The organism is Megalodesulfovibrio paquesii (genome assembly GCF_054653055.1).
In genome coordinates this window covers 313,603-335,363 of record NZ_BAAIGQ010000001.1, presented here as the reverse complement: position 1 = coordinate 335,363, position 21,761 = coordinate 313,603, and the positions used below count along the sequence as shown (strand labels likewise).

The 21,761-nt window shown below is 65.1% G+C and carries 19 protein-coding genes; 7 read left to right on the top strand and 12 right to left on the bottom strand.

What is annotated here, in order from left to right; genetic code table 11:
* Positions 1–133: 133 nt before the first annotated feature.
* The 4 genes from ACYQ00_RS01500 to ACYQ00_RS01485 form a co-directional block, all read right to left on the bottom strand.
* The gene (locus ACYQ00_RS01500) at positions 134–1,576 is read right to left on the bottom strand and encodes a sigma-54-dependent transcriptional regulator (RefSeq protein WP_460030466.1); all 1,443 of its coding nucleotides are present in this window, start codon (positions 1,574–1,576) and stop codon (positions 134–136) included.
* 19 nt (positions 1,577–1,595) lie between these two features.
* Complete coding sequence (locus ACYQ00_RS01495) at positions 1,596–3,077, bottom strand: ATP-binding protein (protein WP_460030465.1); 1,482 nt, start codon at positions 3,075–3,077, stop codon at positions 1,596–1,598.
* 98 nt (positions 3,078–3,175) lie between these two features.
* Positions 3,176–4,870, bottom strand: coding sequence for an FAD-dependent oxidoreductase (locus tag ACYQ00_RS01490; RefSeq protein ID WP_460030464.1), 1,695 nt, complete (start codon positions 4,868–4,870; stop codon positions 3,176–3,178).
* Positions 4,871–5,108: 238 nt separating this feature from the next.
* Complete coding sequence (locus tag ACYQ00_RS01485) at positions 5,109–5,984, bottom strand: 1,4-dihydroxy-6-naphtoate synthase (protein ID WP_460030463.1); 876 nt, start codon at positions 5,982–5,984, stop codon at positions 5,109–5,111.
* Positions 5,985–6,066: 82 nt separating this feature from the next.
* Here ACYQ00_RS01485 and ACYQ00_RS01480 point away from each other — a divergent pair, with 82 nt between their 5' ends.
* Genes ACYQ00_RS01480 through mqnB form a run of 5 tightly spaced genes read left to right on the top strand, consistent with a single transcriptional unit; the run spans position 6,067 to position 11,813 of the window.
* Complete coding sequence (locus ACYQ00_RS01480; RefSeq protein WP_460030462.1) at positions 6,067–6,735, top strand: TetR/AcrR family transcriptional regulator; 669 nt, start codon at positions 6,067–6,069, stop codon at positions 6,733–6,735.
* Between the two features lie 9 nt (positions 6,736–6,744).
* On the top strand, positions 6,745–9,012 hold the full coding sequence (gene mqnC, locus ACYQ00_RS01475) for a cyclic dehypoxanthinyl futalosine synthase (RefSeq protein WP_460030461.1): 2,268 nt from the start codon (positions 6,745–6,747) through the stop codon (positions 9,010–9,012).
* A 13-nt stretch (positions 9,013–9,025) separates the two neighbouring features.
* Positions 9,026–9,913 carry a menaquinone biosynthetic enzyme MqnA/MqnD family protein gene (locus ACYQ00_RS01470; RefSeq protein ID WP_460030460.1) on the top strand — a complete coding sequence of 296 codons (888 nt, stop codon included), beginning with the start codon at positions 9,026–9,028 and terminating at the stop codon, positions 9,911–9,913.
* Positions 9,913–11,094: an amidohydrolase family protein gene (locus ACYQ00_RS01465; RefSeq protein WP_460030459.1), complete on the top strand. Its 1,182-nt coding sequence runs from the start codon at positions 9,913–9,915 to the stop codon at positions 11,092–11,094. The genes ACYQ00_RS01470 and ACYQ00_RS01465 overlap by 1 nt, the downstream gene beginning before the upstream one ends.
* Positions 11,091–11,813, top strand: a complete 723-nt coding sequence (gene mqnB, locus ACYQ00_RS01460) for a futalosine hydrolase (protein WP_460030458.1) — start codon at positions 11,091–11,093, stop codon at positions 11,811–11,813. Before ACYQ00_RS01465 ends, mqnB begins: the two co-directional genes overlap by 4 nt.
* A 150-nt stretch (positions 11,814–11,963) precedes the next feature.
* On the opposite strand, the gene ahbA is transcribed toward mqnB, so the two are convergent.
* The 8 genes from ahbA to ACYQ00_RS01420 all read right to left on the bottom strand — a co-directional run bounded on the left by ahbA (position 11,964) and on the right by ACYQ00_RS01420 (position 20,061).
* Positions 11,964–12,458, bottom strand: a complete 495-nt coding sequence (gene ahbA / locus ACYQ00_RS01455; RefSeq protein WP_460030457.1) for a siroheme decarboxylase subunit alpha — start codon at positions 12,456–12,458, stop codon at positions 11,964–11,966.
* A 106-nt stretch (positions 12,459–12,564) separates the two neighbouring features.
* The gene (ahbD, locus tag ACYQ00_RS01450; protein ID WP_460030456.1) at positions 12,565–13,740 is read right to left on the bottom strand and encodes a heme b synthase; all 1,176 of its coding nucleotides are present in this window, start codon (positions 13,738–13,740) and stop codon (positions 12,565–12,567) included.
* Positions 13,737–14,732, bottom strand: a complete 996-nt coding sequence (gene hemB, locus ACYQ00_RS01445) for a porphobilinogen synthase (RefSeq protein WP_460030455.1) — start codon at positions 14,730–14,732, stop codon at positions 13,737–13,739. The genes ahbD and hemB overlap by 4 nt, the downstream gene beginning before the upstream one ends.
* Positions 14,733–14,742: 10 nt before the next feature.
* A complete protein-coding gene (gene ahbC, locus ACYQ00_RS01440; RefSeq protein WP_460030454.1) occupies positions 14,743–15,930 on the bottom strand; it encodes a 12,18-didecarboxysiroheme deacetylase in 1,188 nt (395 codons plus the stop codon).
* A 252-nt stretch (positions 15,931–16,182) separates the two neighbouring features.
* Entirely contained in the window at positions 16,183–17,001 is an 819-nt protein-coding gene (locus ACYQ00_RS01435) for a hypothetical protein (RefSeq protein WP_460030453.1), read from the bottom strand.
* 93 nt (positions 17,002–17,094) lie between these two features.
* Positions 17,095–17,442, bottom strand: coding sequence for a hypothetical protein (locus ACYQ00_RS01430; protein ID WP_460030452.1), 348 nt, complete (start codon positions 17,440–17,442; stop codon positions 17,095–17,097).
* Positions 17,442–18,758 (bottom strand): YIP1 family protein, encoded by a 1,317-nt coding sequence (locus ACYQ00_RS01425; RefSeq protein WP_460030451.1) that lies wholly within the window; start codon positions 18,756–18,758, stop codon positions 17,442–17,444. Before ACYQ00_RS01425 ends, ACYQ00_RS01430 begins: the two co-directional genes overlap by 1 nt.
* Positions 18,759–18,912: 154 nt before the next feature.
* The gene (locus ACYQ00_RS01420; RefSeq protein WP_460030450.1) at positions 18,913–20,061 is read right to left on the bottom strand and encodes a glycosyltransferase family 2 protein; all 1,149 of its coding nucleotides are present in this window, start codon (positions 20,059–20,061) and stop codon (positions 18,913–18,915) included.
* Between the two features lie 200 nt (positions 20,062–20,261).
* Here ACYQ00_RS01420 and ACYQ00_RS01415 point away from each other — a divergent pair, with 200 nt between their 5' ends.
* Together ACYQ00_RS01415 and ACYQ00_RS01410 are read left to right on the top strand one after the other, a co-directional pair.
* Positions 20,262–21,050: a DUF2092 domain-containing protein gene (locus tag ACYQ00_RS01415; RefSeq protein WP_460030449.1), complete on the top strand. Its 789-nt coding sequence runs from the start codon at positions 20,262–20,264 to the stop codon at positions 21,048–21,050.
* 447 nt (positions 21,051–21,497) lie between these two features.
* On the top strand, positions 21,498–21,635 hold the full coding sequence (locus tag ACYQ00_RS01410) for a hypothetical protein (protein ID WP_460030448.1): 138 nt from the start codon (positions 21,498–21,500) through the stop codon (positions 21,633–21,635).
* Positions 21,636–21,761: the final 126 nt, after the last annotated feature.

Sequence of the window (21,761 nt, the reverse complement as noted above, 5' to 3'; positions counted from 1 at the left end):
TAGGTTGATGGCGGCTAGTGTTGCGTCCTCTAAGCAGCATGTTCCGTGAGTCAGCCGAAATCCCCGCATTTCGGCTGACGATCTTCCACGAAATCCGATGACATTCTTATCACCTTATTTCGTGGACATCACACTAGTCTTCGCCACCTGGTTCGAGGCCATAGCGTTTGAGTTTGCGCCAGAGGGAAACGCGGTCAATGCCCAGGATCTGCGCGGCGCGGGATTTGTTGCCTCCGGCCTGCTCCAGAACCCAGCGGATGTGCTGGCGTTCCACCTCTACGAGGGTCATGGGCCCATCGGGGGAGGCGGTAACACGGCGCAGCCAGGGGCTTTGCTGTTGCAGATCCACGGGCAGGTGGATGACGCGCAGTTCGTCCTCGCTGCACATGACCAGGGAGGATTCGATGATGTTCTCCAGCTCGCGCACGTTGCCGGGAAAGGCGTATTGATAAAAAATATCCAGGACTTCCCTGGAGATGGCCTCGACCTTTTTCTGCATGCGCGGGGCGTGCTTGTGCAGAAAGTGAGTGGCCAGAAGTTCGATATCCTCGCGTCGGTCGGCCAGGGCGGGGAGCTGCACGCAGATGACGTTGAGGCGGTAGAACAGGTCCTGGCGGAAGGTTTTTTCCTCCACGCAGGCCTTCAGGTTGCGGTTGGTGGCGGCCACGATGCGCACGTCCACGGGAATCTCGCGGCTGCCTCCCACGCGCATGACCACGCGTTCCTCCAGCACCCGCAGCAGCTGGGCCTGCATGGGCAGGGGCATGTCGCCGATTTCGTCCAGAAACAGCGTGCCGCCTTCGGCCTGCTCGAAGAGGCCTTTCTTCATGCTGCGGGCGCCGGTGAAGGCATCCTTCTCGTGGCCAAAGAGTTCGCTGGTGAGCAGGGTTTCGGTAAAGGCAGCGCAGTTCACAGCCAGGAAACGCTGGCTGCGGCGGGGGCTGGCTTCGTGGATGGCCCGGGCAGCCAGCTCCTTGCCAGTACCGGTTTCGCCAAGGATGAGCACCGTGGCGTCGGCCGGGCCAGCCATGGCAATCTGCTGGCGCACGCGCTGCATGGCCGGGCTGCGGCCAACGATGAGGGGCGCGGCATCCCCGGCGCGGGCCTGGCGCAGCAGGCGCAACTCCCGCCGCAAGGCATTCTTTTCCAGGGCCTTGCGGACAATGGCCCGCAGCTCATCCAGTTTGTAGGGCTTGGCCAGATAGTGGTAGGCGCCGCGGTTCATGGCCTCCACGGCCGTTTCCACGGTGGCGTAGCCTGTGAGCATGATCACTTCGGCGTCGGGCGAGAGGCTGCGCACGGCCTCCAGCACGGCCATGCCGTCCATGTGTTCTTCCCCGTCTGGCTCGCCATTGCTTCCGCGAGGCGCGCCGCACAGGCACAGATCAGTCAGGACCACATCATACACCTGCTCCTGCAGCAGGGTCATGGCCGCCGGGCCATCCGCCGCAGCGTCCACCACATGCCCCTCGGGCCCCAGGGTGCGGCCCAGAGCATGCACGAGGTTTTCGCGGGCGATGCGTTCATCTTCCACCACCAGCAGGCGTGTGGGGGGGGCAGTCGTATCCACGGTCATCTCTCAGGCCGCCACGGGATTACGCGGGTTCTTGCGGGGTGGTACAGATGGGAGTTGCCGGCAGGCGGATGGTGAAGGTGGTGCCCGTGCCGGGCGTGCTCTCCACGGTGATCTTGCCCTTGTGCCGCTCGATAATGCCATAGACGATGGACAGGCCCAGCCCGGTGCCGCCGCTCTCACCACGGGTGGTAAAGAAGGGGTCGAACACCTTATCCCGTACTTCCGGTGGGATGCCGCGCCCGCTGTCCTGCACGCGTATGAGCACCTGGCCGTCTTCTTCCTGCGCTTGCAGGGCGATGCGACCATTGCCGGGCTCGATGGCGTGCACGGCGTTGATGATCAGGTTCAGCAGGGCTTCCTGCATGCGCTGGACATCCAGCTCAAGGGTCAGGTGCTCGGGGATGTCGCTCTGGATGACGATGCTGCCGGGAACCTGGCTGGAGACGAGGCGGATGGTCTTGTCCACCACCTGTTTGAGCCGAACGGTGCTGCAGGCGAAGCTGCGTTCGCGTGAAAACTCCAGCAGACCTTGCACGATCTCCTTGGCCCGGAAGGACTCGCTGTCGATATTCGTCAGCATCTTGCGCAAGAAATCCAGGGCCTCGCCAGAAAGCGGCAAAGGGTTGGCGGGATCCGATTGCCTGGCTGTTTCCTCCAGTTCTTCCAGGGCAATCTGGCTGGAAGTGGAGATGTTGTTCAGCGGATTGTTAAGCTGATGGGCAATGCCGGCGGCCAGGGTGCCGATGGAGGAGAGCTTCTTGGCCTGAAGGAGCTGATCCTGCCGGATTTCCAGTTCCTTGACCATGGCGTTTAAGGCCTGGACGATGCGCTGGGCCTCGCGCTGGGGGCCGACCTCCGGCAGGGGCTCGAACACGCCGCGGGCGATGCGCCGGGTGGCGCTGTTGATGATGTGCAGGGCGTTGAACAGCTTGCCGAACATCAGCCAGGCCGCGAAGATGCCCAGGAGAAGAGATGCCGCCACCGCCACGGCCAGCTGGAGCAGCAGTTCATTGATGGTGGCCCGGATGCGGGCGGTTTCGTTGGCCAACAGCCGTTCGGAGCCGTCCACCATCTGCTTGCCGTGCAGGCGGGTCAGCTCAAGCTGTTCTTCATTGAGCCCGTCGGGGGCGTCTGTAAGGTGGGCCAGGGCATTCTTGTAGCCGGTAATGCTGGCGCGCAGGGTGCCGAGCAGGGCACGCTGGGTCACGGCCAGGCCGGAGTCGGCCAGGGTCTGGGCCAGCGCTTCGGCCTTGCCCACAAAGGCCAGACTTTCCCGCAGCTCCTCCGGGTTGTGGTACAGCAGGAAGTTTTTCTCAAACCGCCTGGATTCCAGAAGATCGTTGGAAACAAGCTGCATCTCCTCCACCGTGGAGAGATGGCGCTGCAGGGTGGCCAGATCCGTGTACGACAGATAGCCGACCACGGAAATGCTGATCACATAGCTGGCGATGCTGGCCAGGAATTTTTGCCGCAACGAGAGGCGGACCACGGGGCGTTCCATCGCGTGTGTCTCCCTGTTCTTCCTGGACAGGGGCTGTACACAAAAAACGCCGCCGGGTCACCCCGGCGGCGCAGTGGTTTCAAGGCAGAGGCATTGCGTTATTTTTCGAGCGCAAAGGGCCAGGCCATGAGCCCGCCTTCCATGACCTTGACGTTGGTCCAGCCCAGGTGCTGCAACACGCGCTGGGCCTCGTAGCCGCGCATGGAGATTTTGCAGTAGGCCACGATAGGCGCGTTTTTGTCCTGGGGCAGCTCATTCAGACGCTTGCGCAGCTGGCCCAGGGGGATGAGTGTTTCGCCCTTGCCCAGGCGCATTTCCTCAAACTCGTCTTGCGAACGGGCATCCAGCAGGAAGGGGGTCTCGCCGCGTTCGAGCATGGTATGGACCTCCACATTGGACAGGCCATCCATGAGCCCGCGGCGCTTGTTGTCCAGGATGTGGGCGGTGGCCATGAAGTGATCGATGGCCAGGGAGTAAGGCGGGGCGTAGGGCATGTCGGCCATGCAGATATCATCCACCGTGGCGCCCTGGCCAATGGCCATGGCCATGGCGGACAGCTGGCGGCTGACATCGCCGGGCCCAAGGCACTGGAACCCGAGCACACGGCCGGTGTTGGCGTCGGCCACCATCTTGGAGATAAGCAGCTTGGCGCCCATGAACCCGGGCTTGTCCGGGCTGGCGTTCAGGGCGGTGATGATCTCAAACCCTTCCTCACGGGCCCGGCGTTCGGAGAGTCCCACAGAGCCGGCCCCGAAATCAAAGACCTTGCAGATGCCGCTGTGGATGGTGCCAGGGAAGACAGCCGTGCTGCCCGTGGCCGCATTCTCCCCGGCCACGCGGCCTTCCAGGTTGGCCAGGTCGCCATAAGGCGCCAGGGTTTTCTTGCCCGTGAGGCGCTGCATCACCTCCACACAGTCCCCGGCGGCGTAAATGTCCGGGTCCGAGGTCTGCATGTAGGCGTTGACGGCGATGCCACCGGTCTGGCCGATCTCCAGTTCCGCGCCCTTGGCCAGGGCCGTGTTCGGCACCACACCAATGGCCACCACGGCCACATCGCAGGGCAGCACCGTGCCGTCGTTCAGGCGCACGCCGGTCAGTTTGCCGTCCTGGCCCTGGAATTCGGCCACGCCGTTGTTCAAAATGACTTTCGCGCCCTTGGCCTGCATGTGATTCTCCACATGCTTGGCCATCTCCCAATCCAGGAACATGAGCACCTGGGGCAGCAGTTCCACCACGGTCACGTCCAGACCGGCCTCGCGCAGGGCCTCGCAGGCCTCCACGCCGATGAGCCCGCCACCGACGATCACTGCCCGCCTGGCTGCGCCGGCATCGCGCACGCCGCGCAGGTAATCGGCGTCGCGCATGGCATGCAGGGTGGTCACACCGGCCAGCTCGCGGCCAGGGATGGGGGGAACGCGAGGGCTGGCGCCGGTGCACAGGATGAGCTTGTCATACTCGCGCACCGTGGTTTCGCCGCTGGGCAGGTGGCGGCAAAGCACGGTTTTGGCCTTGCGGTCGATGGACACCACCTCCGTCTCCACCACAGCCTCCACGCCCTTGGCCCCGGCAAAGAAGGCCGGGTTGCGCACCACGCCCGTGGGGGTGCAAATCAGCGCATTCCGGTTATCAAATCGACCGCTCACATAATATGGATACCCGCAGGAGGCCATGGACAGCTCGGGCTCCTTCTGGATGAGCGTGACCTGGGCGTCCTGGTTCAGACGCTTGGCGCGGGACGCCGCCTTGGGACCGGCGGCCGAACCGCCAACAACGATGATGCGAAGCGCAGACATGACAGGAACTCCTCCTGATTGTGGGTGTTTTATGAATGCGCTAGCACTACCACCCCTGCTTTGGGAAGACGTTGATTCCGATCAACAGCAGCAAAAGAAAGGCGAAAAATACGGGAGCAAGATAAGGACGGGGGAACTGAGTTCCCCCGAACCTACCCTCCAGTTGTTTTAAGGCGGCCAATCCCTTTGTGCACAAAGGAACTGGCCGCCAAAAAACGAACAGGGGGGCCAGGGGGGATTATCCCCCCTGGTTTTCTCCTCCCTCTTGTCGTTCCTTCTCCGCCCGCCGTGCTCGCGCAATGGCCGTCAGCGCGTCCACGGCGCGGCGGCCGAGGCCGTCCTGGTGGCCGAGGGAGCGGCTGAAGTCGGTGACAAAGGTCTGGATGTGCGCGTCGAGGACGGTGTTGTCCATGGACTGGGCATGCTGGCGGATGAAGTCCCGGCCGGCATCGGGATGGGCATAGGCGTGTTCCAGACTGCGCCGGATGGCGGTGTCGATGGCCAGGAGGCGGTCCGGGCCCAGGGACCGTCGGGCGAGGATCACGCCCAGGGGCAGGGGGAGGTGGAAGGTGGCCTCCCACCAGGTCCCGAAGTCCAGTACCTTGACCAGCCCGCGCTGCTCCAGGGTGAAGCGCTCCTCGTGAATGCAGACGCCGGCCTCGGCCCGGCCGTCCAGCACGGCGGGGGCAACGTCGTCATAGCGGACGACGAGGGTTTCGGCCGGGCGGATGCCGTATTCCCAGGCCAGGAGCGCGGCGGTGGTCCGCTCGCCGGGAATGGCCAGGGAGCTGACCGATTTGATGGCCTGGGCATCGGGCAGGGGGGGGCGGGCCGTGAGTACGGGGCCGTTGCCCCAGCCCAGGGCCGCGCCGGCGTCCAGCACAACGTATTCCGCTTCCACCTCGGCGATGATGGCTGCGGAGACCTTGATGATGTCCACCTCGCCAGCCAGGGCCAGGCGGTTCAGGGTTTCGATGTCTTCGTACCGGATGGAGGCAGGCGCTGGCGAATCCGGCACCAGCCCGTGCAGCCAGGCATGGAAGATAAAGGTGTCGTTGGGGCAGGGCGAGATGGCCAGGGAGCACGCAGCCAGAGAGGACGGGGATGCAGGCATGGCAGGAGTTCCGGAAAGGGTTGACAGGGAGGGGGGTTCGGTCTACTCGATGACCACCCGGTCATCATAGCCCCTCCGCACTATGTCCGCAACAGAGACCTTCGCCAAAATCGACCCCGAGAAACGCGCCCGCATCCTGGAAGCCAGCCTGCAGGAATTTGCGGAGCACGGCTACGCCCAGGCCAGCATCAACCGCGTGGTGCAGCGTTGTTCCATTGCCAAAGGGTCAATTTTCCAGTATTTTTCCTCAAAGGAAGGGCTCTTCGCCTATGTGTTCGAAGCGGCAGTCTCCCATTTTGGGGACCGCCTGCGCCAGGCCCGGGACCGCAGCGGGGATCTGCCGCTGGAAGCCCGGCTGCATTCCGTGCTCTGTGACGGGCTGGCCTTTGTGGACGAGCACCCCGGCGCCTACGGCCTGCTGCAGAAGGTGCTGCGCGGACGGGAGATTCCCATGCATGCCGAGATGGTCCGCCAGCTGCGGGCGCTGTCGGCCCGCTTCATCATCCATATGGTGGAGGCGGCCCAGGCCAGGGGCGAGGCCGCGGCGGACATTCCCGTGCAGGACGCGGCCTATTTTATCGAGACCCTGGCGGAAGGATTTTTGACGGATTTTCATGAATCCCGCGAGACCGCCGGCGCGAGGCAGCAGGCCGAGACCCGCGCCAGGGTGCTGGCCCGGCTCATGGCCGATGGGTTGGCCGGGGGCCTGGCCGGGGGCCTGGCCGGCACGCCCAAGACCACATCCTCCTAAGGAATGCGCATGTTCAACGAGTCGCTCTACGAGTCGCTGGGGCTGGGATCCGCCTATCGCAAGACGCTGGCCGGCCAGCGTCTGAGCCTGGAGGAGGGCGAGGCCCTCCTTGCCTGCCCGGACCTGCACGCCGTGACGGCCCTGGCGCATCATGCGCGGGTCAAACGCCATGGGGCGGATGTGCATTATGTGGTCAACCGGCAGCTGAATTACACCAATGTCTGCGTGAACCGCTGTCGTTTCTGCAGCTTCCGGCGGGAGGCGGACCAGGAAGGCGGCTACGTGATGACCGTGGACGCGGCCCTGACCCGGCTGCAGCAGAGCGGCCTGGACGACGCGCGCGAGGCGGGCGAGGTGCACATTGTCGGCGGCTGTCATCCCGAACTGCCGCTGGATTACTATCTTTCCCTGGTGGAGTCGGTCAAAACCCGCTGGCCCAATGTGGAGGTCAAGGCCTTTACGGCCGTGGAAATCGCCCACCTGGCCAGGACGCATGGACTGACCCCGGCCGCGTTGCTGGAGCGGCTCAAGGCCGCCGGCCTGGCCATGCTGCCCGGCGGCGGGGCCGAGGTCTTCAGCCCGCGCGTCCGGGCCGAGCTGTGCCCGGAAAAGGTGGATGGCGAGACCTGGCTGGAGGTCAGCCGCACGGCGCACCTGCTGGGCATCCCCTCCAACGCCACCATGCTCTTTGGCCATGTGGAGAGCTTCCGCGAACGAGTGGAACACCTGGACCGCCTGCGGCGCCTGCAGGACGAAACAGGCGGGTTCCGCTGCTTCATCCCCCTGCCGTTCCTCACCAAAAATAATCCCCTGGGCGAGCGCCTGGGCCTCAAAGGGCCGGACGCCACGGACATTCTGCGCACCACGGCCGTCAGCCGGCTGATGCTGGACAATTTTCCGCATATCAAGGCCTACTGGGTCATGCTCGGGGTCAGGCTGGCTCAGATCGCCCTGCACTGCGGCGCGGATGATCTGGACGGCAGCGTGGTGGAGGAGCGCATCGGCCACGAGGCCGGCGCGGGCAGCCCCCAGGGCATGACCGTGGACGAAATCGAGGCCTGCATCCGGGCCACAGGCGGCGCCCCCGTGCGGCGGGACGCCCTGTTCCGCGTGCCTGGAGCCGGCCGCCAGGCAGGATCCGACCGTCAGGCAGGGACCGGCGGCATGGCTGCGCAAAAGGAAGCCATTCCCTTCCACAGCCCGCTGGAAGAGTCGGAGTCCATCGCGGCCCTGGCCCGGAAGGGCGCGGCCGGCGAGCGGTTGTCCCGGGACGAACTGCTCACCCTGGGGGGCGAGGCCTCGCTGCACACCCTGGGCCGGGCCGCCGCCCTGCGCAGTCTGGCCATGCATCCTGAACGGCTGGCCACCTATGTGGTGGATCGCAACATCAACACCACGAACATCTGCGAATGCGGCTGCGCCTTCTGCGCCTTTCACGTCAAGGCCGGGGAGCAGGGCGGCTACGTGCTGACTGCGGATCAGGTGGCGGACAAGATTCAGGAACTTTTTGACCTTGGCGGCCGGCAGGTGCTCATGCAGGGCGGCCACAACCCGGCCTGCGATCTGGCCTGGCACGAGGGGCTTTTCCACGAGCTCCTGTCCCGCTTTCCGACGTTGCACCTGCATGCGCTCTCGGCGCCGGAAATCTTCGCCATGGCCGAGCGCGAGGGGCTGGCCGTAGCCACGGTCATTGCCCGGCTCAAGGCCGCAGGGCTCAGGTCCATCCCCGGCGCCGGGGCGGAAATCCTGGTGGACGCCATCCGCCAGCGGGTCAGCCCCAACAAGTGCAGCACGGCCCAGTGGCTGGGCGTGATGGCCGAGGCCCACCGCCAGGGCATGCTCACCAGCGCCACCATGATGTTCGGGCATGTGGAAACCCTGGCCGACCGGGTGGCGCACTTCCTGGCCATCCGCAACCAGCAGGACGCCACGGGCGGCTTCATCGCCTTCATCCCCTGGACCTTCCAGCCCGGCGGCTCGCAGATTGCCCGCGACCCGGCCGGCCCGGTGGTCTATTTGCGGACCCTGGCCCTGGCCCGACTGGCCCTGGACAACGTGCCCAATCTCCAGGCCTCCTGGGTGACCATGGGGCCGCAGGTGGGGCAGCTGGCGCTCTTCTTTGGAGCCAACGACCTTGGCTCCACCATGCTGGAGGAGAATGTCGTGGCCGCTGCGGGCACGGTGTTCAAGATGAAGGAACAGGAATTGCGGGACCTGGCCACGGCCGCGGGCTTCACCCCCCGCCGGCGCGATCAGGCCTATCGCGTGGCCGAATAGCGGAGCGTTTTTCATGACAGCCAGTACCGCATCCCAGCCCACCAGACTGGGCCGCATCGAATACGTCAACGTGGCCCCCATCTATTATCCGCTGGAGGCCGGCTGGCTGCAGCACGGCTGCGAGATGCAGTCCGGCACGCCTGCGGAGTGCAACGTCTTCATGCGGGCCGGGGAGGTGGACATCTCCTCCGTCTCCTCCATCGAATACGCTCGTGCGCCAGAACGGTATCTGCTCCTGCCCGGCCTGGCCATCGCCAGCTTCGGCCCCGTGGGCAGCGTGCTGCTGTTTTCCAGCGTGCCCCTGGAAGAACTCAAGGACAAGTCCATCCTGGTCACGGCGGCCTCGCACACCTCCGCCGCCCTGCTGCAGCTGTTGCTCACCCAGCGTTTTGGCGCATGTCCGCCCCTGGTGCATGCCGAAGGCGGCATCCGCAAGCACCTGAGCCGAGGCGCGTGCCCGGCCGCGGCCCTGGCCATTGGGGACGAGGCGCTGGTCCTGGCCAAGAATCCCTGCTTTTCCCATACCTACGATCTGGGGGCCATGTGGCGCGAGGCCACGGGCCTGCCCTTTGTGTTCGGTCTGTGGGCCGCCCGGCGGGAATGGGCGCTGGCCAACCCGGCGGAGGCCGCGCGCGTGGCCCGGCTGCTCTGCGTCTCCCGCGATCTGGGCCTGGGTCGGCTGGAAGAGGTAATCGAGGCCACCCAGCACCGGACCAATCGGAGCAAGGAACATCTTTTTAACTATTTCAGATGTTTGAGGTTGTTCCTTTCCGACCTGGAACATGCCGGGCTTAAACGTTTCTTTGAGATGCTGCATGGCTGCGGCATGTTGCCGGCCTTGCCCAGGATTGAGTTTCTGGGCGCTGGACAAGCCCTGAGCCAGAGTGATACCCCGGCCTAATGGCGACTCTGCTGCGGGCAAAACGCGCCCTGACCATGCTGCCGGACCGGCCGGTGCTCGACGACGCTGCTCTGGTGATCGGCGAGGATGGCATTGTCCATGATGTCGGCACCTGGAGCCAGCTGCAAAAGTCCTGGGCCTTCCCCACCGTTTCCGTGCAGGACATGGGCGAGGTGGTGCTTGTTCCCGGCCCGCTGAACTCCCACACCCACCTGGAGCTTTCCCACACCCTGGGCCGCACCCGCCTGGGCGAGGGCTTCATTCCCTGGCTCAAAAGCCTGCTGGCCCTGCGCCAGGAGCCCATCCCCCAGGCTTTTCTGCACGACGCCTGCCACAGCATGACCCTGGCCGGCACCGCCTTTGTGGCGGATGTCTCCTCCAGGTATCCGCAGATGGTCCGGCAGGCGCTGGAGCAAAGCCTGCTGGAAGGACATCTTTTTGTGGAGGGCATTGGCCAACAGCCACTGGCCGGATTGACGGAACAGGTGGAAGCGTCGGGAAATGAATCCGGCCTGGGAACAGGTGCGTCCAAATCCTCCATTCCCGCGAGTCTCATGGGCCATTCGCCATACACCACCAGCGCCCAGCTGCTGCGGGCAGCCAAGGCCTGGGACCGCAATCGCGAGCTGCCCTTCTGCATGCACTTGGCTGAACATGAGGCCGAGCGCGAGATGCTCCGCGAGGGCCGTGGCGAGTTGGTGGACATGGTCCTGGGCAATCTCCTCCCGGCAGACTGGCACCCGCCGGGGCAAAATGCCGTGGCCTATGCCCACACCCTGGGCCTCCTGGGCCAGCGGACCCTGGCCGTGCATTGCGTGCAGCTGGAAGGGGACGATGTGCGGACCCTCAAGGAGAGCGGCACCACCGTCTGCCTCTGCCCGCGCAGCAATGCCGCCATCGGCGTGGGCCGCGCGCCCGTGGAGGCCTTGCGCGCCGCCGGCGTGCCCCTCTGCCTGGGCACGGACGGCCTCTGCTCGGCACCATCCCTCAACGTGCTGGACGAACTGGCCTTCCTTCTGCCCACCATGGACCCGGCCCCTGGCCTGCTGGAAGCGCTTGGCTGGGTGACCACTATTCCGGCACGATTCTTCAACATTTCCCAAAAGCTTGGGATGATCGCCCCTGGCCGGCCCTCGCGGCTGGCCATGTTGCCGGCCTCCCTGCACGACGCGCCCTTGTGACGCGCCCCGTCTTGCACGGCATGTCCCCCTTGCTCATCCTCGCGGCCACGGGCATGGAGCTTGCGGCCTTTCTGCGTCGCAGCGCCATCCGGCTGCCACCCCTGACCCAGGGCCAATGCCTCGCTCATGGCAGCCATCTTTTCGCCGCCTGCGGCGTCGGGCCGGTCAATGCCGCCCTGGCTGCTGGCCAGCTGCTGGAACGGCACCAGCCCCGCGGGGTGCTGCTGGTGGGCATTGCCGGCAGCTTTGATACCACTGCCCATCCCCTGGGCTGCCTGCGGCTGATCAACGAGGAATGCTGGCCAGAGTATGGCATCGCCGGCAGCCATGGCGTTCACGCCCGGGCCCTGGGTTTTCCCCAGGCCGAGATCAACGGCCAGCCAGTCTGGGACCGCCTGGCCTGGGACGCCGCAGCCGACGTCCGCACCCTGGGCCTGCCCTGGGCCGGGCTCCCCATTGCCCGCGGTCTGACTGTGGCCGGCGTCACCGGCACCCCCCGCCGCGCTGCCTCCATGCGGCGGCGGTTTCAGCCTGATTTGGAGCACATGGAAGGCTTCCCCCTCGCCCTGGCCTGCCGGCAGGCCGGCCTGCCCTTTGTCCAGCTGCGCAGCGTCTCCAACCCTGTGGGCGTGCGCGACAAGGCCGCCTGGGACATCCCGGGCGCGCTGCAGGCGCTGGAGGAGGCAGGAGAAAAAGCAGGATTAGGCCAGGGGGGATAATCCCCCCTGGACCCCCTAGATAGTTTGGGCGGCGTGTCCCTTGGTACCAAGAGTCACGCCGCCCAAACATGATTGGAGGGGGCCCGGGGGAACTGAGTTCCCCCGGATTCATGGTCCTGTTGAACTCAGTTCCCCCGGATCGTCCGTCTGCTATTCTTCCTGCATCCGGAAATCCACGCGGATTTTGAAGAGCTTCTTGACGGGCAGGTTGAGGATGGTCAGGCCCGTGGCGGCGGAGAGTTCGTCCAGGGTGCGGCAGACGTCGTCCCAGCTGGGGCCAATGAGGGTGAACCAGACATTGTACTCGTGCTGGCGCAGGTAGTTGTGGGTGGTGCCGGGCAGGGCGTTGACGCGGGCGATGAAGGTATCCAGCTTGTCGGCCGGGACCTTGGCCGCGCACAGGGTGGAGCGGAAACCCAGGGCGCGGGACTGAAAATTCGCGCCCAGCCGGCGGATGATCTTCAGGGCCTTGAGCCGGCGGACGCGGGCCAGGGCTTCGACCTCGGTCAGCCCCAAAGCCTCGCCCAGAGTCTGGTAGGGCCGCGGCGTGAGGGGGAAGGCCGTCTGGATGATGTCCAGCAGCCGCTTGTCCACGTCATCCATCTGGACGGACGGTGTCGTCTTCGTTTCAGCGCCAGCTTCCATGCTACTCACCCAACCCGTATAAAAGTCTTTGGAAGGGGGTTCGGGGGAGAACCTTTCTCCAGAAAGGTTCTCCCCCGATCTTTCCATTCGTTCTCTTCTTCCTCCCCTACAGCGCCTTGCACAGGCGCTTGGGGGTGTAGGAGCAGAGGGGCTCTTCGGCCATATAGTTGCCGGACATGGTGTAGGCCCGGGCCCGGCAGCCGCCGCAGACGCGGTGGAACTCGCAGGGGCCGCACTTGCCCTCGTAGTCCGACGGCGTACGGAACTGCTTGAACTGCGGCGAGGTGCGCCAGATTTCCGGGAAGGGTTTCTGTTTGATATCCCCGCAGTTCAGGTCCAGGTAGCCACAGGGCTGGACGATACCTACGTGCGAGACGAAGCAGAAGCCCGTGCCGCCCAGGCAGCCGCGGGTCATGGCATCCATGCCGAAGTTCTCGCGGTCCACGGGCAGCCCCTCGGCCGCGGCGCGCTGGCGCATGATGCGGTAATAATGCGGGGCGCAGGTGGCCTTGAGGTGCATGCTGGTGGTTTTGCGGAAGTCGTAGAACCAGTTCAGCACCTGTTCATACTCGGCGGCGGCGATGACCTGATCGGCCATGCCGGCGGCGCGGCCCGTGGGCACCAGGAGGAAGATGTGCCAGGCCTTGGCCCCCAGGGATTCGCACAAGTTATAGATATCCTTGAACTGGTGCAGATTGTCCTTGGTGACGGTAGTGTTGATCTGAAATTCCACGCCCGCGTCGGTCAGGTACTGGATGCCGCGCATGGCCGCCTCGAAGGCGCCGGGCACGCCGCGGAAGACGTCGTGGGTGGCGGCATCGGGGCCGTCGATGGAGATGGAGCAGCGCTGGATGCCCGCGGCCTTGAGCCTGGCCACGTTCTCCGGGGTGAGCAGGGTGCCGTTGGGGGCCATGACGCAACGCAGGCCTTGGTCTGAGGCATGCTTGACCAGTTCGAAGATGTCCTTGCGCAGCAGGGGCTCGCCGCCGGTGAAGATGATGATCGGGTCGCCCACCTGCTTGAAGCTGTCGATGAGGGCCTTGGCCTCGTCGGTATTGAGCTCGCCGGGGTAGGGCTCCATGTGCGCCTCGGCCCGGCAGTGCTTGCAGGCCAGATTGCAGCTGCGGGTCAGCTCCCAGGCCACCAGCCGGCAGAGGGGCGAGCCGTCTTCAAGGGTCTTGGGCAGGCCGCCGGGATGGCCGCCCGGATGGCCTTCCGAATGATTGGAGGGATGGCCGGCAGCGTGGCCTGAAGAGGGGTGATTCGAATGCGGATGGCTCATGTCAGCCTCGCAAAGTCTTTGGCAAAGTACGTGAGGATGCCGTCCGCCCCGGCCCGTTTGAAGGCCAGCAGGGATTCCAGGGCCACGCGCTTTTCGTCCAGCCAGCCCAGCTGGGCCGCGGCCTTGATCATGGCATATTCCCCGCTCACCTGATAGACGAACAGCGGCAGGGGGAAGCGGTCGCGCAGCAGGCGGACGATGTCCAGGTAGGGCATGCCCGGCTTGACCATGAGCATGTCCGCACCCTCGTCCACATCGGCCTGGGCCTCGCGCAGGGCCTCGCGCACATTGGCCGGATCCATCTGATACGTGGAGCGGTCGCCAAAGGCCGGAGTGGAGTCCGCCGCTTCCCGGAACGGCCCGTAGAAGCCGGAGGCGTACTTCACGGCATAGGAGAGCACGGGGATCTGGGCAAAGCCCGCCGCGTCCAGGGCCTGACGGAGGGCCGCGATGCGGCCGTCCATCATGTCCGAGGGGGCGACGATGTCGGCGCCGGCCCGGGCGTGGGAGACGGCGGTCTGCTGCAGCAGGCGCAGGGTGGCGTCGTTTTCCACCTCCTCACCGCAGAGCTGGCCGCAGTGGCCGTGGCTGGTGTATTCGCAGCAGCAGACGTCGGTCATCACCAGCAGGTTGGGCGTGCGGGCCTTGATGGCGGCGATGCTGCGCTGGACGATGCCTTCCGGCGCAAAGCCCTGGCTGCCGATGGGGTCTTTTTCCTTGGGGATGCCGAAGAGGATGATGCCGCCCACGCCGGCGTCGGCCAGGCGGGCGGTTTCGTCCAGCAGGGCCTTCTCGCCGTAGCGGAACTGGCCGGGCATGGAGCCGATGGGCGTGACGGCGTGCGGATCCAGCGTCTCATCCACAAAATACGGCTGGATCAGGTCGCCGGCGTCCACGGCGTGTTCACGGACCAGATCGCGCAGGGCCGGGGTGCGGCGCAGACGGCGGCCACGGTGAAAGCGCTCGGGCAGGGGGAATGATTCCAGGGGCACGCCTTTCTCCTTACTCCTCTGGCCGAATCTCGTCGTCGGTCAGGTAGCAGGCCGGATCCTGGGCCCAGACGTCGCCGTAGAAGGCTTCGGCCCGGCAGCGGAAGTTGCCGCCGCAGATGTTCAGGAAGCGGCAGGTGGCGCAACGGCCGCCCACGTAGGGCTTCTTGTCCTTGAGTTTGGCCAGGAGCTCGATGTTCGGGTCGTCCCAGATTTCGGAGAACGGCCGTTCCAGGACGTTGCCGAAGGTGTGGTTGCGCCAGAACTGGTCCGGGTGCACCTGGCCGTCCCAGGAGATGCAGCCGATGCCGCGACCGGTGGAGTTGCCCTCGTTGAACTGCAGCAGCTCCATGACCCGGGCGGCGCGCTCGGGATCTTCCTTGAGCATGCGGAAGTAGACGTAGGGGCCGTCGGCATGGTTGTCCACGGTAAGGACTTCCTTTTCCTTGCCCTTGTCGTGCAGTTCGCGGGTGCGGTCCATGATCAGGTCCACCACGGCGCGGGTCTGGGTGTGGTCCAGATCTTCGTTGATAAGCTCGCTGCCGCGGCCGGCGTATACCAGATGATAGAAGCAGATGCGGGGGATGTCGCGCTCTTCGATGATGTCGAACAGCTTGGGCACTTCCTGCACGTTGCGCTTGTTGATGGTAAAGCGCAGGCCAACCTTGAGGCCTTCCTGCTGGCAGTTCTCAATGCCCTGCATGGCCGCCTGGAAGGAACCGGGCACGGCGCGGAACTTGTCGTGGATCTCTTCGCCACCATCCAGGGAAATGCCAACGTAGGAAAGCCCCACTTCCTTGAGTTCGCGAGCTTTTTCCTTGGTGATGAGCGTGCCGTTGGTGGAGATGACCGCGCGCATGCCCTTGCTGACGGCATGATGGGCCAGTTCCACGAGATCCTTGCGGACCAGGGGTTCGCCGCCGGAAAAGAGCATCACCGGCGCGCCGTAGGCGGCCAGGTCATCGATGATCTCCTTGCCCTTCTCGGTGGAAATCTGATCCTTGCCCTGTTCTTCCAGCGCCTTGGCGTAGCAATGCACGCACTTGAGGTTGCAGCGGCGGGTCATGTTCCAGACCACCACCGGCTTTTTGTCCTTGGAAAACTGGAGCAGGTGCGAGGGAAGTTTGCCGGAATGGCGGCCGTAGCGCAGCGCGTCGGATGGCTCCACCTGGCCGCAGTAGAGTTTCGATATGCCGATCATGAGGTCTCCTTGGGAAAGGTCGTCCTTACCCCAATGCGCCGGAAAACGCCAGCGCCCCAGGGCCGATTCTGACGATAAGGCCCGGGCGGCCGATGGCAAGGAAGACTGGAGAGAACGGCGCAAAGAAAGAAACGGCCCGGGGGAACTGAGTTCCCCCAAACTCCCCCCAAAACGAACAAGGGGTCCAGGGGGGATAATCCCCCCTGGCTTTCTCTTTCTTTTCTGGCGGTTCTTTCCCTCGCCATGCGCTCCTTACATCAGGCTCGGCGGGGGCGGCGGCGGGGCGTCGGTGACGGGCTGGCGCACTTCGCTGCCGTAGAGGTAGTCCTGGGTATCCTGAGAAGTGGGGGACGGGGAGAGCAGGGTGCCGTCAGTGGCGTTGGCCTGGTTGGCCAGCTGCTGCTTGGCCAGATCGCTTGGGGTGGGGTTCAGCCACTTGCGCACGGGAATGGCCATGTTGCGGGCAATGGAGGCGGTAATGGCGTAAGCCGGATCGGCCGGAAGATTGTTCTTCTGGAAGAAGAGCAGGAAATCCTTGGTGATGCCGACTTCCATCTGGCCGGAATGAGCCATGGACCAGACGAGCTGGCCGGAGTGGGCGTCATAGATTTCAATACGGATGGCCAGTTCGCTCTTGCCCACGGAACCGCCGGCGAGGAAGCGGGTCACTCGGCCGGTGATGGCCAGATCGGCCCCTTTCTGGCGGGCCACAGCCACAGCATAGGTCTGGCCGAAGCCTGCCTGCTGGGCGGAGACGCGCTCTTCAAACTCCATGACCGGGAAGAGCTTTTGGGAGAGCCAGGTCTGGTAGAAGAACCGGGCCACCTCGCGGCCGTAGTGGCTGGTGTTGTCCATGGCCTGATCCATGCGGAAGGGCATGAACACGGCAGTGTAGGGCCGCTCCGCGAACTGGGCCGGATGGACGTACACCTGCGGCGAGTAGGCCACGGTGACTGGCGGTTCAACCATCAGGGTTGGCGTGGAGGCCAGGTCGAACGTACTGCCGGAACAGCCGAAAAGACCCAGGGCCAGGGATGTGACAATTGAAATATACAGGAATTTGTGAGACATGCTCGGCTCCCATGCTGGCAATTGCCGGCCCGGATGTCGGGAAGCCGGCAGGGTGCCAGGGGAGAAGCAAGAATCATTCCGCGATGAGGCGAGCTATTGCAGGGTGCTGGTGGGGGCCGGCGCGTTCTGCACCGTTTCCATGAGCTGATCGCGGGACTGGATGAGACTCTTCTTCAGTTCCAGGCGTTTTTGCGGGGAAAGCCGGCGGAACTGCGGGGTGGAGACGAGGCGGTCCAGCTGCTCCATCTCGTCCATGATGCGCTTGATGCGTTCCTGGAAGGTGTGCTGCCGGGGCCACAGGGCGCTGGACATGCCGGCCAGTTCCCGCAGTTCGCGGGCCAGGGCCTGAAAGGATTCGGGGGTCAGCTCGCGCTCGAGTTGCCGGCGGTCGAGCACGGCGTCAAAGGTTCGACGCAGCCATTCTCCCAACCGCCTGAGCATCAGGACGCTCCCTTGAGCATGGACAGCCCCAGGCCAAGGAGCAAGCCAAACGCAAAGAGGATGACCATCAGGACCACGAAGAGCAGCAGCCAGGACAGGAACACCTTGCCATACGTGGTGTTGTGGACGTGCTTGAGGCTGATGAACATCAGCACCAGGCCCCACAGCGCTGCCGCAATGGGCCCAAGGATGGGGACAATGCCCAGCACGCCAACGGCAGTGCCGTATGCCAGGGCGCGGAAGGAGCCTTCAAAGCCGCCATGCGCGGCCTTGAGCAAACGCAAGGCCAACGTGACGAGAAAGGCGTTGATGCACAGGCCCAAGGCGATGATCAGTGGGGTGGCCACCACAATGCCCAGGGACATGCCAAGCAGCATCCCGCCGGCTGCATCAAGCATTTCATTTGATTGCATCGATTGCAGGGAGAGCCCCAGCATTTCCCAGATTACGCTGACCAGGGCGTTGAACGTGCCCAGGATCATGGCAAAGCCCAATGGTTTGGACACGCCATGCCCGATGGGCATTTCGGCAAAGAATTTGCTGGGCTGCAGGAGGACGCGTTTGATGGTCTTGACGATGGCGCTGAAAAAGCCGCCGTGCTCGCTCATGTGTTCCCAGGGAACCTCGCCGTGGCGGCCGCCCCGGCCTGCCTGACCTGCCTGACTGGCCCGCTCCCGGAAATAGGAGGGCTGGGCAAAGGTATCCGCCGAGGGGTGACGGGTGTTACGGGCACGGGTATAGCGCAGGAAGTCCGGATCATTGCCGGCACCTTCGCCATCACGGGCTGCTGCAGCTTCTTCCAGAGGGTTGGGCACCTGCCGGGCAAAGCCCGGGGTGTGGGCCGGCCCATGGGGGGGAGGGCTGGGCTGGCCGGCTGGACCTTCCATATCCAGGGCGTCCGGATCGAATGGCGGCGGGGTGGACTCTGGCGACATGGCCTCCAGGCGGTTCCAGATGCCTTCACCGGGTTCGCCGGGTGCCGCCGGCGGACGCAGGGCCGCGCGGCTGGCGGCAAGCTGCTGCCGGGAACCGGGCAGTGGCGGTGTGGCGGGCTGCTGAGGCTGCGCGGGCGGGGCCGACGGCACGTGCCTCCGCGGGGCAGGCTGCCCGGGCATGGTCTGGGTGGCTGCCTGGGCCGTTGCAGCGGGTGAAGGCGGAGGCGACCCTGCTGGCGGTACCTCTGCCACATCCTCAGGCAATTCCCGGAACTGGAATTTTATCTTGCACTTGGGACAGGTGGCCACCTTGGCGTTGGCAGGCACCTTGTCATCGGGAATCTCACGCGCGAAGTGGCACTTTGGACAGAGGATTTGCATGGATCACCTTTCGTGAGGGCATATTGTCCCTCCATATCCCTCCCTGGTCCGCAAATCAAGACCATCATGCGGGAATCCCCATCAATGGCCTGCATTGGGCGGAAGGTTCGCCAGGCTTTTGGGGCCGGCCAGCCTCGTGGGGCGCCGCGCAGCTTCAGGGCAGGCGCAACGCCCAGGGAGCGCCCTGCAACATGGCATGCAGGCGGGCGCGTTGCAGGGTCGGGTAGTCATCTCCCAGGCGATGCTGCTGGCGGGCATCCAGGGTGTTGAAGCGATCCAGCTTGGCGGCGAGGGCCTCGCGGGTTTTGTGGAGGCGCTGCTCGTGCCGGATGTGCAGGGCGCAGGCAATGGCCTGGCCTTGCCCCGTCTGCTCCAGGCCGCACAACCGTTCATGCACCACCCCTTCAAACCGCAGGCCGGGCAGGCGGCGGAACAGCCGCAGCTGCAGATCGGGCCACAGGCCGTAGCCGATGAGGCAGTGGTCGGCATCGGGATGCAGCGTCTCGCGCGGCAGCCACCAGCCGGCGATATCCGGCGCATGCATACAGGCCGGCAGTGCGGCCCAGGCCTCGGGGGCAAGACGTTCGTCCGCGTCGAGAAAGAGCACCCAGTCGCCCGTGCATTGGGCCAGGGCCAGGGTGCGCTGGTGTCCGAAGCCGCCATCGGTGGTGGCCAGGGGGTGCGCCATCTGCCGGATGGGGAAGGGGAGGTCGGAAAGAGTGGAAAGGGCGGGGAGAGATGCGGGTGGGGATTCGGCGTCCCAAACCAACACCAGCTCCCGCAGCCAGGCCGGAGCGGGAGAGGGAATCTGGGCAAAGAAATGCTCCAGCCCTGGCTCGTCCGGATGCAGGATGGCGGCCAGACTCAGGGAGGGCCAGGCCTCGAGGGCAGGAGACGCCGGCAAGGCCAGGGGCCGCACCGCCTGGACCAGCCGGCTCAGGCGCTGCAGGCCTGTGTCCGTCGTTGTTGCCGCGAGCAGGGGCTGCACATGGCCGCCGAGCCAGCCCGTGGCCGCCAGCAACAGCAGCAGAGACCAGGGGGAGGTGTCCGCCAGCAGGGACAGGGCGGGAAAGGCCTGCCGCAGGAAGCGGGCCTGCTCCAGGCGGGTTTCCACGATCAAGACCGGGGCTGTCTGTAGCTGGGCGTGCTCCAGCAAGGCTGGCTCCGCGCCCAGCAGCAGCAGGTGCGTGCGTCCGGAAGCCTGCATGAGCCGGTCTGCCCTCGCCAGCAGCCGCCGGGCGTCCGTTCCGGAGAGCGGCGCCGCAGGGGCCGGGGCAGGGGCATGCAGGCGATAGGCAAGCACTTCATCTGTCCAGGCCGTCAGTGGCCAAAGGGGCGGGGCGATGGGATCCATTGCGTGAGGGGACACCAGCTTGCCCCGGCTGTCAACAATCGAAACCGGGAACTGCCGTGCAATTTCGGAGAACGCATTGCCAAAGCCAGGAGTTCAGGTGTATTTTACAAGGTAGTAAAGAATCTGCGAACCCTGCGGGAGGTGCGGGCATGCAAGCTGTAACGCGTGTGGCGATTGGCGGACTGATCTGCCTGATGTGCGTCCTGGCCGGGTCGGCGCTGGCCCAGGAGGCCCCCAGCCAGAAAAAGGCCGACGGCCTGGAGCCCAAGGCGGCCGCCGTCTACAGGAACCTTTGCAGCGAGATGAAATCCCTGCGCAATTTTTCCGTTCAGGCAGACATCACTACCGATACCGTGTTCGAGGACGGCACCAAGATTCAGTACCATCGTGAAACCATGCTGGACGTGCGTCGTCCGGCGAACTTCCGGGCCGTCACCCGTGGGGATGACTATACTTTTTCCACCTTTTTCAATGGCAAGACCTTTACCCTGGTGCTGCCAAAAAAGCAGCGCTATGGCCAGCTGCAGGCGGATATGGATACCAATGCCCTGCTGGACAAGCTGTCCGTGGAATATGGCATGGATTCCCCCCTGGGTGACGTGCTCATGAACGATCCCTGTGCCTCCGTGCAGCCGGAGGCGGGTTTTTATGTGGGACGCTCCATGATCGACGGTGTGGCCTGTCATCACCTGCTGCTTCAGGGTGAGGAAGTGGACTGGCAGCTGTGGGTGGAAGACAGCGGCCGTGCCCTGCCACGCAAAATGGTGATTACGGAAAAGCTGCTGCCACAGGCCCCGCAGTTTGTGGCCGTGTTCAAGAACTGGAAGCAGCATCGCGAGGGTGATGCGGCGTTTGTCTACAAACCTTCCCCTGAATGTCTCCTGGATGCCGACATGTTCGCCAAGCCTGCTGCCCAGGCGCAACAGGCCACGCCATAGGAGGCTGCCATGTCCTCTCATTGGTTGCGCATGATCATGACCCTTGCGTTGGCGATTTGTCTGGTTGGCACGGGGATGCCGGTGGCAGAGGCACAACGTCGGGGTGGCGGGCCGCGAGGGCCGGCAGTCTCCGCGCCCAGGGGCGCAGTGCCCAGGGGGAATCCTGGCGTGCATGCACCAGCCGGTGTGCCCCGGCCTCCGGCGGCCAGGCCTCCCATGGCCGGCGCTGGCGTGGCTCCGCGTGGCCGGGTGGCCCCGCCTCCTCCGGCTGTACGCCCGCCAGCCCGTCCCCCAGTCCCGCCGGTGTATCCGGTCCCCCGTTCTCCAGTGGCCCCAGGCCCGCGGCCGCCGGTCTGGCCGTACCCGGTCCCCCCGCGGCCTGTGCCGCCCCTGCCGCGTCCCGTACCGCCCGTGTACGTCACCCCCTACCGCGGTCTGGTGTATGGCATGTTGCTGGCACTGCCAGCCACGGCCATTGCCATCGCCACCGCCACCGGGACGACCTACTACAAGGTGGACACCAAATGTTACGTGGAACAGCGTGACGGTGGGACAACGTATTATGCCGAAGTGGACTGTCCATAATCAAGGACAACACGATCCCTCTCACGCCAGGGCGTGTGCGAGCACATAACAGAAGAGGCCGATCCGGTGGCGGAACGGCCTCTTCTGCATGCAGGGGAACGGGCGCGGGGGCGTTCGCGCCATCAG

Excerpts from the sequence above, each read along its gene's own strand:
- ahbD (WP_460030456.1), bottom strand. The coding sequence starts at position 13,740 with ATGAGCCATCCGCATTCGAATCACCCCTCTTCAGGCCACGCTGCCGGC.
- ACYQ00_RS01470 (WP_460030460.1), top strand. The coding sequence starts at position 9,026 with ATGACAGCCAGTACCGCATCCCAGCCCACCAGACTGGGCCGCATCGAA.
- ACYQ00_RS01430 (WP_460030452.1), bottom strand. The coding sequence starts at position 17,442 with ATGCTCAGGCGGTTGGGAGAATGGCTGCGTCGAACCTTTGACGCCGTG.
- ACYQ00_RS01410 (WP_460030448.1), top strand. The coding sequence starts at position 21,498 with ATGTTGCTGGCACTGCCAGCCACGGCCATTGCCATCGCCACCGCCACC.
- ahbA (WP_460030457.1), bottom strand. The coding sequence starts at position 12,458 with ATGGAAGCTGGCGCTGAAACGAAGACGACACCGTCCGTCCAGATGGAT.
- ACYQ00_RS01500 (WP_460030466.1), bottom strand. The coding sequence starts at position 1,576 with ATGACCGTGGATACGACTGCCCCCCCCACACGCCTGCTGGTGGTGGAA.
- ACYQ00_RS01485 (WP_460030463.1), bottom strand. The coding sequence starts at position 5,984 with ATGCCTGCATCCCCGTCCTCTCTGGCTGCGTGCTCCCTGGCCATCTCG.
- ACYQ00_RS01425 (WP_460030451.1), bottom strand. The coding sequence starts at position 18,758 with ATGCAAATCCTCTGTCCAAAGTGCCACTTCGCGCGTGAGATTCCCGAT.
- mqnC (WP_460030461.1), top strand. The coding sequence starts at position 6,745 with ATGTTCAACGAGTCGCTCTACGAGTCGCTGGGGCTGGGATCCGCCTAT.
- ACYQ00_RS01415 (WP_460030449.1), top strand. The coding sequence starts at position 20,262 with ATGCAAGCTGTAACGCGTGTGGCGATTGGCGGACTGATCTGCCTGATG.
- ACYQ00_RS01480 (WP_460030462.1), top strand. The coding sequence starts at position 6,067 with ATGTCCGCAACAGAGACCTTCGCCAAAATCGACCCCGAGAAACGCGCC.
- ACYQ00_RS01465 (WP_460030459.1), top strand. The coding sequence starts at position 9,913 with ATGGCGACTCTGCTGCGGGCAAAACGCGCCCTGACCATGCTGCCGGAC.
- ACYQ00_RS01490 (WP_460030464.1), bottom strand. The coding sequence starts at position 4,870 with ATGTCTGCGCTTCGCATCATCGTTGTTGGCGGTTCGGCCGCCGGTCCC.
- ACYQ00_RS01435 (WP_460030453.1), bottom strand. The coding sequence starts at position 17,001 with ATGTCTCACAAATTCCTGTATATTTCAATTGTCACATCCCTGGCCCTG.
- ACYQ00_RS01495 (WP_460030465.1), bottom strand. The coding sequence starts at position 3,077 with ATGGAACGCCCCGTGGTCCGCCTCTCGTTGCGGCAAAAATTCCTGGCC.
- ahbC (WP_460030454.1), bottom strand. The coding sequence starts at position 15,930 with ATGATCGGCATATCGAAACTCTACTGCGGCCAGGTGGAGCCATCCGAC.